Annotated in this window: 10 protein-coding genes; 9 read left to right on the top strand and 1 reads right to left on the bottom strand. The window is 54.3% G+C overall.

The features are described from left to right. Positions 1–56: 56 nt before the first annotated feature. On the bottom strand, positions 57–851 hold the full coding sequence (gene map, locus HFD92_RS13850; protein WP_009091999.1) for a type I methionyl aminopeptidase: 795 nt from the start codon (positions 849–851) through the stop codon (positions 57–59). A 317-nt stretch (positions 852–1,168) separates the two neighbouring features. Between map and rpsB the strand changes: the two genes are divergently transcribed. The 9 genes from rpsB (at position 1,169) to bamA (ending at position 11,454) form a co-directional block, all read left to right on the top strand. Next, on the top strand, positions 1,169–1,894 hold the full coding sequence (rpsB, locus tag HFD92_RS13845; protein ID WP_009091997.1) for a 30S ribosomal protein S2: 726 nt from the start codon (positions 1,169–1,171) through the stop codon (positions 1,892–1,894). 181 nt (positions 1,895–2,075) lie between these two features. Further along, positions 2,076–2,927, top strand: coding sequence for a translation elongation factor Ts (gene tsf / locus HFD92_RS13840; protein WP_009091996.1), 852 nt, complete (start codon positions 2,076–2,078; stop codon positions 2,925–2,927). Positions 2,928–3,084: 157 nt separating this feature from the next. Continuing rightward, positions 3,085–3,810 (top strand): UMP kinase, encoded by a 726-nt coding sequence (gene pyrH / locus HFD92_RS13835; protein ID WP_009091994.1) that lies wholly within the window; start codon positions 3,085–3,087, stop codon positions 3,808–3,810. A 143-nt stretch (positions 3,811–3,953) separates the two neighbouring features. Then, a complete protein-coding gene (gene frr / locus HFD92_RS13830) occupies positions 3,954–4,511 on the top strand; it encodes a ribosome recycling factor (RefSeq protein ID WP_009091992.1) in 558 nt (185 codons plus the stop codon). Positions 4,512–4,622: 111 nt separating this feature from the next. Continuing rightward, complete coding sequence (ispC, locus tag HFD92_RS13825; RefSeq protein ID WP_167429116.1) at positions 4,623–5,819, top strand: 1-deoxy-D-xylulose-5-phosphate reductoisomerase; 1,197 nt, start codon at positions 4,623–4,625, stop codon at positions 5,817–5,819. Positions 5,820–6,000: 181 nt separating this feature from the next. Then, positions 6,001–6,753 carry a (2E,6E)-farnesyl-diphosphate-specific ditrans,polycis-undecaprenyl-diphosphate synthase gene (gene ispU, locus HFD92_RS13820; protein ID WP_009091989.1) on the top strand — a complete coding sequence of 251 codons (753 nt, stop codon included), beginning with the start codon at positions 6,001–6,003 and terminating at the stop codon, positions 6,751–6,753. A gap of 18 nt (positions 6,754–6,771) precedes the next feature. Then, complete coding sequence (gene cdsA, locus HFD92_RS13815) at positions 6,772–7,629, top strand: phosphatidate cytidylyltransferase (protein ID WP_009091988.1); 858 nt, start codon at positions 6,772–6,774, stop codon at positions 7,627–7,629. A gap of 12 nt (positions 7,630–7,641) precedes the next feature. Continuing rightward, positions 7,642–8,991, top strand: a complete 1,350-nt coding sequence (gene rseP / locus HFD92_RS13810) for a sigma E protease regulator RseP (protein ID WP_167429115.1) — start codon at positions 7,642–7,644, stop codon at positions 8,989–8,991. A 51-nt stretch (positions 8,992–9,042) separates the two neighbouring features. Then, positions 9,043–11,454 carry an outer membrane protein assembly factor BamA gene (bamA, locus tag HFD92_RS13805; RefSeq protein ID WP_009091984.1) on the top strand — a complete coding sequence of 804 codons (2,412 nt, stop codon included), beginning with the start codon at positions 9,043–9,045 and terminating at the stop codon, positions 11,452–11,454. The last annotated feature ends 58 nt before the right edge of the window (positions 11,455–11,512 follow it).

The raw sequence follows: 11,512 nt of genomic DNA, 5'->3' as shown, positions 1-11,512 counted from the left end.
TCTTTTTTAGCCAAAAAAAAGCCGGCACATGGCCGGCTTGATCTCTATCCGGGGAATTACCCCTCGGCGACGAGCACAGCAGGCAGCGTGTCGTCTTTGCGCAGGGTTAAAATCTCGCAGCCGTTTTCCGTCACCACAATAGTATGCTCATACTGCGCGGACAAGCTGCGATCTTTGGTTTTTACCGTCCAGCCATCTTTCATGGTGCGGATGCGGTAATCGCCGGCATTGACCATCGGTTCAACGGTAAAGGTCATGCCCGCCTGCAGCACGACGCCGCTGTCATCCGCATCGTAATGCAGCACCTGCGGCTCTTCGTGGAACCCTTTACCGATGCCGTGACCGCAATATTCACGCACCACGGAGAAGTCATTCGCTTCTACATACTTCTGGATAGCCCGGCCCAGCTCGCGCAGACGGATACCTGGCTTGATCAGACGCAGTGAAAGATAGAGGCTCTCCTGGGTCACGCGGCAGAGGCGCTCGCCCTGAATGGTCGGTTTGCCGACAATAAACATCTTCGAGGTATCGCCGTGGTACTCATCTTTGATCACGGTGACGTCAATGTTGACGATATCGCCATCCTTTAACGGGCGATCGTCGCTCGGGATACCGTGGCACACCACTTCGTTTACCGAAATGCAGACCGACTTTGGAAAGCCGTGATAGCCGAGGCAGGCAGAGACAGCCTGCTGCTTTTGGGTAATGTGATCGTGGCAGATGCGGTCCAGTTCACCGGTGGTCACACCCGGTTTAACGTGCGGTTCGATCATCTCCAGCACTTCGGCGGCCAGGCGGCCCGCGACGCGCATTTTTTCGATTTCTTCAGCTGTTTTGATTGAAATTGGCATTAAATTAATCCGCATTTGTCGAAATTTTCGACAATAATAAGTTCTGTGCTGTCATGTTAGCAGCCAGAAAATGGGCTGCCAAATAGAGAACGCGCTGGCTTCCGTCAGCGATCATTTATTGGCGTCCCCCGGCGGTTTGTGGTATAAAGCGCGCCGACGATTCTCTGTATGGCCGTTTTGGTCAGCAGGAAACGCATAACTCTCATTATGTGTAATAAAACACACATGTATCGACACATACGCCGGGGTGCCTTGAAAGAGGTCGGTCGTATGGGATACATGGAGGCCCAACCCCAAATCAAATTTCAGAGGTAATCATGGCAACTGTTTCCATGCGCGACATGCTCCAGGCTGGTGTTCACTTCGGTCACCAGACCCGTTACTGGAACCCAAAAATGAAGCCATTCATTTTTGGTGCACGTAACAAGGTTCACATCATCAACCTGGAAAAAACCGTTCCTATGTTCAACGAAGCTCTGGCTGAACTGAACAAGATCGCTTCCCGTAAAGGTAAGATCCTGATCGTAGGTACCAAGCGCGCTGCTGCTGAAGCGGTAAAAGAGTCTGCACTGAGCTGCGACCAGTTCTTCGTAAACCACCGCTGGTTAGGTGGCATGCTGACTAACTGGAAAACCGTGCGTCAGTCAATCAAGCGTCTGAAAGATCTGGAGACTCAGTCTCAGGATGGTACTTTCGACAAACTGACCAAAAAAGAAGCGCTGATGCGTGCGCGTGAGCTGGCCAAGCTGGAAAACAGCCTGGGCGGTATCAAAGACATGGGCGGTCTGCCAGACGCGCTGTTTGTTGTTGATGCTGACCACGAACACATCGCAATCAAAGAAGCAAACAATCTGGGTATCCCGGTATTTGCTATCGTTGATACCAACTCTGATCCAGATGGCGTTGATTTCGTTATCCCAGGTAACGACGACGCAATCCGTGCTGTAAGCCTGTACCTGAATGCCGTTGCGACCACCGTTCGCGAAGGCCGTTCTCAGGATCTGGCTGAGCAAGCTGAAGAAGCGTCTTTAGAAAACGCTTAATAAGGTTTGCTCTGCATAAGAGCCCTTAGTATTCAGATGTGATCTGTAAGGGGCCTGTACTGGCCCCTTTATTTTATCTAAGTCTGTAACGCCCCCTATCGGATGGCGGGACAGAGTAAATTTTCCGCAAATAAGTGTCTGCTGGTGCACATGTACTCAGGCACGAACCGAGGATTCTGGAATGGCTGACATTACCGCTGCATTGGTAAAAGAACTGCGCGAGCGTACTGGCGCTGGCATGATGGACTGCAAAAAAGCGCTGACCGAAGCGAACGGCGACATTGAGCTGGCGATTGAGAACATGCGTAAGTCTGGCGCAATCAAAGCAGCGAAAAAAGCAGGTAACGTTGCGGCTGATGGCGTGATCAAAACCAAGATCGTTGGCGACTACGGCGTGATTCTGGAAGTAAACTGCCAGACTGACTTCGTCGCAAAAGATGGCGGTTTCCAGGCATTCGCAGACAAAGTTCTGGACGCGGCTGCAGCCGATCGCGTAACCGATGTAGAAGTTCTGAAAGCGCAGTTCGAAGAAGAGCGCGTTGCACTGGTTGCTAAAATCGGTGAGAACATCAACATCCGTCGCGTCGCAATCCTGGAAGGTGCAGAGCTGGGCAGCTACCTGCACGGCGCACGTATCGGCGTACTGGTTTCAGCGAAAGGCGCTAACGAAGATCTGATCAAACAGATCGCTATGCACGTTGCGGCAAGCAAGCCTGAATTCGTTAAGCCAGAAGACGTTTCTGCTGACGTGGTTGAGAAAGAGTACCAGGTTCAGCTGGACATCGCGATGCAGTCTGGCAAGCCAAAAGAGATCGCAGAGAAGATGGTTGAAGGCCGCATGAAGAAATTCACCGGCGAAGTTTCTCTGACTGGTCAGGCTTTCGTTATCGACCCAAGCAAAACCGTTGGCCAGGCTCTGAAAGAGCAGGGCGCTGACGTCATCAACTTCATCCGCTTCGAAGTGGGCGAAGGCATCGAGAAAGTTGAGTCTGACTTCGCTGCAGAAGTTGCAGCCATGTCCAAGCAGTCTTAATGCTCTGAAAGAACCGCCAGATGGCGGTTCTTTTTTGTCTGTGAACCGCAACAGACACATTTTCAGTTTCATCCCAATAGCAATTTCATTGCGGTAAGCGGATGATCGATCACAATTTACTTCTCCTTTACACCCTATCTTCCAGGAAGAACTGACCATGGCGACCAACGCAAAACCTGTTTATCAACGTATCCTGCTTAAACTCAGCGGCGAAGCCCTGCAAGGCGCTGAAGGTTTTGGTATCGACGCGAGTGTGCTGGACCGTATGGCACAAGAGGTAAAAGAGCTGGTTGAGCTGGGCATCCAGGTTGGCGTTGTGATCGGCGGGGGTAACCTGTTCCGCGGAGCGGGCCTGGCGCAGGCGGGGATGAACCGCGTTGTGGGTGACCACATGGGTATGCTGGCTACCGTAATGAACGGCCTGGCGATGCGTGATGCGCTGCACCGCGCCTATGTGAATGCCCGCCTGATGTCAGCGATTCCACTGAATGGCGTCTGCGATAACTACAGCTGGGCAGAGGCGATCAGCCTGCTGCGTAACAACCGCGTGGTGATCTTCTCCGCCGGTACCGGCAATCCGTTCTTCACCACCGATTCTGCGGCCTGCCTGCGCGGCATTGAGATCGAAGCGGATGTGGTCCTGAAAGCGACCAAAGTGGATGGCGTCTATTCTGCCGATCCGGTGAAAAACCCGGATGCGACCCTGTATGAGCAACTGACCTATACTGAAGTGCTGGATCAGGAGCTGAAAGTGATGGATCTTGCGGCCTTTACCCTGGCGCGTGACCACAAACTGCCTATCCGTGTTTTCAACATGAATAAGCCAGGCGCACTGCGTCGCGTAGTGATGGGTGAAAAAGAAGGCACCCTGATTACGCATTAATACCCGAGGCGAGATAAAATAAGGTATATTCTGTCAGCGCGATGATGACGCATCGCGCACCAGTCAGGATTATCGATGATTATCGATCCCGCTTCCGGCCAGGCCGGAACTGGCCAGGTCAAACCGAATCCAAGGGTTTCAACGTGATTAACGACATCAAAAAAGATGCTGACACGCGCATGGAAAAATGCGTTGAAGCATTCAAAAACACCATCAGCAAAGTGCGCACGGGTCGTGCTTCCCCTTCGCTGCTTGACGGCATCGTCGTCGAATATTACGGCACGCCGACGCCACTGCGTCAGCTGGCTTCCGTCACTGTGGAAGACTCACGCACGCTGAAAATCAACGTGTTTGATCGCACCCTGAGTGCGGCAGTTGAAAAAGCGATCATGAAGTCCGATCTCGGTCTGAACCCAAGTTCAGCCGGCAGCGACATCCGTGTTCCGCTGCCTGCGCTGACCGAAGAGCGTCGTAAAGATCTGATTAAAATCGTGCGCGGCGAAGCCGAGCAGGGCCGTGTGTCGGTACGTAACGTCCGTCGCGATGCCAACGATAAAATCAAAGCGCTGCTGAAAGATAAAGAGATCAGCGAAGACGACGAACGTCGTGCGCAGGATGAAATCCAGAAAATGACGGATGCTTACATCAAGAAAGTGGATGCTGCACTGTCAGAAAAAGAGACGGAGCTGATGGATTTCTAATCCCATCGCTGCCGGAAAAAACGCCGTACAGAGAGGTATTCGTATGAATGCGACATCTGGCGGCGTTTTACATTGTGCCTCTGTGCACCCTGACTTCACACGGATAGCTTCATGAAGCGATTAACTCTGCTGGGATCAACCGGCTCAATCGGCACCAGCACGCTGGCGGTGGTTCGCGCCAATCCGGCGCTCTATCAGATTACAGCACTGGTGGCCGGTCATAACGTGGCGCTGATGGCCGAACAGTGTGCAGCCTTTACCCCGCGCTACGCCTGCATGGCAGACGAAGCCTCCGCTGCTGCGTTGCGTGAGCGACTGAGAGCAATCAGGGTCAATACTGAAGTGCTCTCCGGCGTTCAGGCAGCCTGTGAGCTGGCCGCGCTGGATGAGGTGGATCAGGTGATGGCGGCGATTGTTGGCGCCTCCGGCCTGCTGCCGACGCTGGCAGCCATCCGTGCCGGAAAAACCGTGCTGCTGGCGAACAAAGAGTCCCTTGTCACCTGCGGCCGTTTGTTTATGGAGGCCGTGCGTCATCATCACGCACAGTTACTACCGGTCGACAGCGAGCATAACGCCATTTTTCAGAGTTTACCGGCTACCATCCAGCATCAGTTAGGTTACGCTGACCTGCGGGATAATGGCATTGAGTCGATTATCCTTACGGGATCAGGTGGTCCTTTTCGTGACACAGATTTAGCCGATCTCAGCGCCATGTCGCCCGATCAGGCCTGTGCTCATCCGAACTGGTCGATGGGGAGAAAAATCTCTGTCGACTCGGCCACCATGATGAATAAAGGTCTTGAGTACATTGAAGCCCGTTGGTTGTTCAACGCCAGCGCAGCGCAGATGGAAGTGATACTCCACCCGCAGTCGGTGATTCACTCCATGGTGCGATATTGCGATGGCAGCGTGCTGGCTCAGTTAGGTTCACCGGATATGCGTACGCCCATTGCTCACAGCATGGCCTGGCCTTCGCGCATCAATGCAGGCGTGACGCCGCTGGATTTCACCCGCATGTCGGCGCTGACGTTTGCTGAACCTGACTTTAATCGCTACCCCTGTCTGAAGCTGGCCATTGATGCCTGCGAAGCAGGGCAGGCGGCCTCCACCACGCTCAATGCAGCCAACGAGGTTGCCGTTGCGGCTTTCCTGAATCACCAGATCCGCTTTACCGACATCGCTGCGCTGAACAGTGCGGTGCTGGCGGCACAGGTGTGTGCGGAACCGGATTCGGTGGACGCTGTCCTTGAAATCGATCGCTCTGCGCGCGCGCGGGCAACAGAAATGTTGTCGCGCTTCACGTCGTGACGCCGATCGATATGAGGCCATTTGTTCGCTTCAGGTGAAAATGGTATAGTCGCTGGCTCGCGTTTCACGGTCTGTCACCGAATTCGGTGTGGCCCGACACTGAGAATCTGTCGGGATTTGAATCGGGCGCAATGTATTCAGAAACCACAGCATTTCTGATGAAAGGAATTGGTTAAGCGTTATGTCGTCTAACAATCACAACAACACTGATGACCAGCAGGGAAACGGTCCGCGCCACGTCGCTATCATCATGGATGGCAACGGTCGCTGGGCCAAAAATCAGGGAAAATTGCGCATTTCAGGCCACAAAGCGGGCGTCAAATCGGTACGTCGTGCCGTCAGCTTTGCTGTCAGCAACAATCTCGAAGCCCTGACGCTTTACGCCTTCAGCAGTGAAAACTGGAGCCGTCCGGCGCAGGAAGTCACCGCGTTAATGGAACTGTTTGTCTGGGCACTCGACAGTGAAGTGAAGAGCCTGCACAAACACAACGTCCGGTTACGCGTCATTGGCGATACCAGCCGATTCAGCCCGCGTATTCAGGAACGTATTCGCCGTTCTGAGACGCTGACTGCAAATAATAGTGGCCTGACGCTCAACATTGCTGCCAACTATGGCGGCCGTTGGGATATTATCGAAGGCGTGAAAAAACTGGCTGAACAGGTTCAGGAAGGCTTACTGCGTCCTGACCAGATTACCGAAGAGAGCCTGACGTCGCAGCTCTGTATGCAGGAGCTGGCGCCAGTGGATTTAGTGATAAGGACCGGGGGAGAGCATCGGATTAGCAACTTCCTGCTGTGGCAGATTGCCTATGCTGAATTCTATTTTACCGATGTGCTCTGGCCGGATTTCGATGAACACGTTTTTGAAGGTGCACTGAATGCATTCTCTCTGCGGGAGCGTCGTTTTGGCGGCGCTGCACCAGGCGGCGCCTGAGCAATCTGGGGGTAACCTTTGCTGAAGTCTCGTCTGATTACCGCGTTAATTTTAATTCCGCTGGTAATAGCTGCACTGTTCTGGTTACCACCTGTGGGTTTCGCAATTACCACCATCATTATCTGTATGCTGGCCGCCTGGGAATGGGGTCAGCTGGCAGGGATGGCATCCCGTCAGCAGCGCGTCTGGCTGGCGGTTCTTTGTGGTCTCTTACTGGCCCTGATGCAGTTTACCCTGCCTCCTTATCAGCATGATGTGCATCTGCCGCAGGTGGCGACATCGCTCTGGGCGTCGCTGGTGTGGTGGGTCGTTGCGCTGCTGCTGGTTCTCTCCTATCCCGCTTCGGCCGCCTTCTGGCGTCATTCACGTCCGCTTCGCCTGCTGTTTGGTCTCTTAACCCTGGTGCCTTTTTTCTGGGGCATGATGGCGCTGCGTCAGTATCACTATGAAACCGATCACTTTGCCGGGGCCTGGTGGCTGCTGTTTGTCATGCTGCTGGTGTGGGGCGCGGATTCAGGGGCCTACATGTTTGGCAAGATGTTCGGCAAACACAAGCTGGCGCCAAAGGTCTCACCGGGTAAAACCTGGGAAGGTTTTCTGGGCGGTCTGGTCTCTTCCGCGCTGATTGCGCTGCTGTTCGCAACGCTGGCCCCTCTGACGGTGTCAGCTGGCACGCTGGTGGTCTGCGCGGTGATTGCGACGCTGGCGTCGGTGCTGGGTGATCTCACCGAAAGTATGTTCAAACGCGAAGCGGGCATCAAAGACAGCGGTAATCTGATCCCCGGTCACGGCGGGATTCTGGATCGCATTGATAGTCTGACTGCGGCAGTGCCGGTGTTTGCCTGTTTATTGCTGCTGGTGTTTCGCACCCTTTAAGGACAGGCAAAGATGTTGAGCATAATCTGGAGTTTTGTCGCCTTTATCGTTGCGCTGGGCGTGCTGATTACCGTCCATGAATTTGGCCATTTCTGGGTCGCCCGTCGCTGCGGCGTCAAAGTTGAACGCTTTTCCATCGGTTTCGGTAAATCACTCTGGCGGCGTCGTGACCGCCAGGGCACCGAGTTTGTCATCGCGCTGATTCCCCTTGGCGGCTACGTGAAAATGCTCGACGAGCGTGTCGAGAGCGTGCCCGCCGAACTGCGTCATCAGGCTTTCAACAACAAAGCCGTCTGGCAGCGCGCTTCCATCATTGCGGCGGGTCCTGTCGCTAACTTCCTCTTTGCCATCTTTGCCTACTGGGTTGTGTTTATTCACGGCGTGCCGGGTGTGCGTCCGGTAATCGGTGAAATTTTAAACGGTTCGGTCGCGGCGGAAGCGCAAATTGCACCCGGTATGGAACTTAAGGCGGTTGACGGTATCGAAACGCCTGACTGGGATGCTGTGCGGATGGCGCTGGTGGGTAAAATCGGTGACAGCAGCACAACCCTGACGGTGGCACGATTTGGCGAGGACGCGACCCAGGAGAAACAGCTGGATTTGCGTAACTGGCAGTTTGAGCCAGACAAGCAGGATCCGGTTGTCGCGCTGGGCATCCGGCCACGTGGTCCGCAGATTGAGACCACGCTGGCAGAAGTGCAGGCGAACTCGCCAGCCAGTGAAGCCGGTTTGCAAGCTGGCGACAGGATCGTTAAAGTCGATGGTCAGCCATTATCGCAGTGGCAGACTTTTGTCACGCAGGTCCGGGATAACCCGGGCAAAAGCATGGCGCTTGAGGTGGATCGCGGCGGTGATGCAATTACGCTGACCATGACGCCAGAAGCCAGAACGGGCAGCAAAGGCGAAGGATTTGCGGGTGTTATCCCGCGCATTGTTCCGCTGCCGGAAGAGTACAGAACGGTAAGACAGTATGGCGCGTTTGCGGCTATCGGTGAGGCCAGTGTAAAAACCTGGCAGCTGATGAAGCTTACCGTTTCTATGCTGGGCAAGTTAATCACGGGTGATGTGAAGCTGAACAACCTGAGCGGGCCAATCTCGATTGCGCAGGGTGCAGGGTTGTCAGCAGAGTATGGGTTGATTTACTACCTGATGTTCCTGGCGCTGATCAGCGTCAACCTGGGCATCATCAACCTGTTCCCATTGCCGGTTTTAGATGGTGGGCATCTGCTCTTCCTGGCGATCGAAAAGATCAAAGGTGGACCGGTGTCCGAGCGAGTTCAGGACTTTAGTTATCGCATCGGTTCGATTTTGCTGGTGCTGTTAATGGGGCTTGCACTTTTCAATGATTTCTCCCGTTTGTAACCGCTGGAACGCGAACATTCAGGGGATGTGTTAGGAAAACGCATAATAACGATGGCGATGAAAAAGTTGCTCATAGCGTCGCTGCTGTTTAGCAGCGCCACCGTTTACGGTGCAGACGATTTCGTGGTGAAGGATATTCATTTCGAAGGGCTGCAGCGAGTCGCCGTCGGCGCGGCTCTGCTGAGCATGCCAGTTCGGGTTGGCGATACGGTGAATGACGATGATGTCAGAAACACCATTCGCTCACTGTTCGCGACTGGCAACTTTGAGGATGTTCAGGTCCTGCGAGACGGTACAACGCTGATTGTCCAGGTCAAAGAACGTCCTACCATTGCCAGCATTACCTTCACCGGTAACAAAGCGGTGAAAGAGGATCAGCTGAAACAGAATCTGGAAGCCTCCGGTGTGCGTGTCGGCGAAGCGCTTGACCGCACCACGCTCTCTTCTATCGAAAAGGGCCTGGAGGATTTCTACTACAGCGTCGGTAAATATACGGCCAACGTGAAAGCGGTGGTCACGCCACTGCCGCGTAACCGTGTCGATCTGAAGCTGGTCTTTACGGAGGGTGTCTCTGCCAAAATTCAGCAGATCAACATCGTCGGTAACAAGGCGTTCAGTTCTGATGAATTGATCTCCCGCTTCCAGCTGCGCGATGAAGTGCCATGGTGGAACGTGGTCGGCGACCGTAAATACCAGAAACAGAAACTGGCCGGTGACCTCGAAACCCTGCGCAGCTTCTATCTGGATCGCGGCTACGCCCGCTTTAATATCGATTCGACCCAGGTCAGCCTGACGCCGGATAAAAAAGGCATCTACATCACGGTCAACATCACTGAAGGCGATCAGTACAAAATCGCAGGCGTGATCGTGAATGGCAGCATGGCAGGCCACTCAGCAGAGATTGAACATCTGACCAAAATTCCGGCAGGCGAGCTCTATAACGGCGCCAAAGTCACGAAGATGGAAGATGACATCAAGAAACTGCTGGGCCGCTACGGCTACGCCTATCCGCGCGTCGTGACACAGCCTGAAATCAACGATGCTGATAAGACCGTCAAACTGCACATCAACGTGGATGCCGGTAACCGCTACTACGTGCGTCATGTTCGCTTTGAAGGTAACGACACCTCAAAAGATGCGGTGCTGCGTCGTGAAATGCGTCAGATGGAAGGGGCCTGGCTGGGCAGCGACCTGGTCGAGCAGGGCAAAGAGCGTCTGAACCGCACCGGTTACTTTGAAAACGTCGATGTGGATACCCAGCGCGTGCCAGGTTCACCGGATCAGGTGGATGTGGTCTACAAGGTTAAAGAGCGCAACACCGGGACCTTCAACTTCGGCGTCGGTTACGGCACTGAGAGTGGCGTAAGCTTCCAGGTCGGGGTCACGCAGGATAACTGGCTGGGCACCGGTAATACCGTCGGCATCAGCGGCACCAAAAATGACTACCAGACCTATGCCGAGTTCTCGCTGACTGACCCTTACTTCACCGTGGATGGGGTGAGTCTGGGTGGTCGTCTGTTCTATAACGACTTTAAAGCGGACAATGCAGACCTCTCTGACTATACCAACAAGAGTTATGGTCTGGATGGCACACTGGGCTTCCCGGTTAACGAAAACAACACTCTGCGTGTCGGTCTGGGCTATGTCCACAACGACCTCTCCAACATGCAGCCGCAGGTGGCGATGTGGCGTTATCTGGATTCAGTCGGCAAGCCGCAGCAGCTGGATGATAAAGGCGAATTCTCTGCTGATGACTTCACCTTCAACTACGGCTGGACCTACAACACGCTGGACCGTGGCTTCTTCCCGACGGCGGGTAACCGCACCAACCTGAACGGTAAGGTGACGATTCCTGGCTCAGACAACAGCTTCTACAAGGCCACGCTGGACACCCAGCAGTATGTGCCGATTAACCAGGATCACACCTGGGTGCTGCTGGGGCGTGGGCGTGTGGGTTACGGCGATGGTCTCGGCGGCAAAGAGATGCCGTTCTATGAGAACTTCTACGCCGGTGGTTCCAGTACCGTTCGTGGCTTCCAGTCCAATACCATTGGTCCGAAGGCTGCCTACTACAATAACAACTCGTCGAATTGCCGCCTGGCCGATCCGGATGGCATCTGTAAGTCTGACGATGCGGTCGGCGGAAACGCCATGGCGATTGCAAGCCTTGAGCTGATCACGCCAACGCCGTTCCTGAGCGAGAAGTATGCCAACTCGGTACGTACCTCGGTGTTTGTCGATACCGGTACCGCATGGGATACCCACTGGGAAAACACGGCCGAAACTCGTGCGGCGGGCATTCCGGACTACAGCGATCCTAACAATATCCGCGTTTCAAGCGGTGTTGCGCTGCAGTGGATGTCACCGCTCGGCCCGCTGGTGTTCTCTTACGCCCAGCCGATAAAGAAAGTGGATGGAGACAAGTCAGAGCAGTTCCAGTTTAACATTGGTAAAACCTGGTAATGTTCTGAGCATGGATGCATAGCTGAAGTCTTGCTGCCGGACAGCGCAGGCTGTTCCG

Source organism: Pantoea sp. EKM101V (genome assembly GCF_011800325.1).
In the GTDB taxonomy this organism is placed as follows: domain Bacteria; phylum Pseudomonadota; class Gammaproteobacteria; order Enterobacterales; family Enterobacteriaceae; genus Pantoea; species Pantoea anthophila.
The sequence above is the reverse complement of the archived record's forward strand: the minus strand, read 5'-3'. Positions and strand labels throughout refer to the sequence as shown.

Bases quoted from the DNA above. Each gene is read 5' to 3' on its own strand.
- map (WP_009091999.1), bottom strand. From the start codon at position 851: ATGCCAATTTCAATCAAAACAGCTGAAGAAATCGAAAAAATGCGCGTC.
- pyrH (WP_009091994.1), top strand. From the start codon at position 3,085: ATGGCGACCAACGCAAAACCTGTTTATCAACGTATCCTGCTTAAACTC.
- rpsB (WP_009091997.1), top strand. From the start codon at position 1,169: ATGGCAACTGTTTCCATGCGCGACATGCTCCAGGCTGGTGTTCACTTC.
- bamA (WP_009091984.1), top strand. From the start codon at position 9,043: ATGGCGATGAAAAAGTTGCTCATAGCGTCGCTGCTGTTTAGCAGCGCC.
- tsf (WP_009091996.1), top strand. From the start codon at position 2,076: ATGGCTGACATTACCGCTGCATTGGTAAAAGAACTGCGCGAGCGTACT.
- ispC (WP_167429116.1), top strand. From the start codon at position 4,623: ATGAAGCGATTAACTCTGCTGGGATCAACCGGCTCAATCGGCACCAGC.
- ispU (WP_009091989.1), top strand. From the start codon at position 6,001: ATGTCGTCTAACAATCACAACAACACTGATGACCAGCAGGGAAACGGT.
- rseP (WP_167429115.1), top strand. From the start codon at position 7,642: ATGTTGAGCATAATCTGGAGTTTTGTCGCCTTTATCGTTGCGCTGGGC.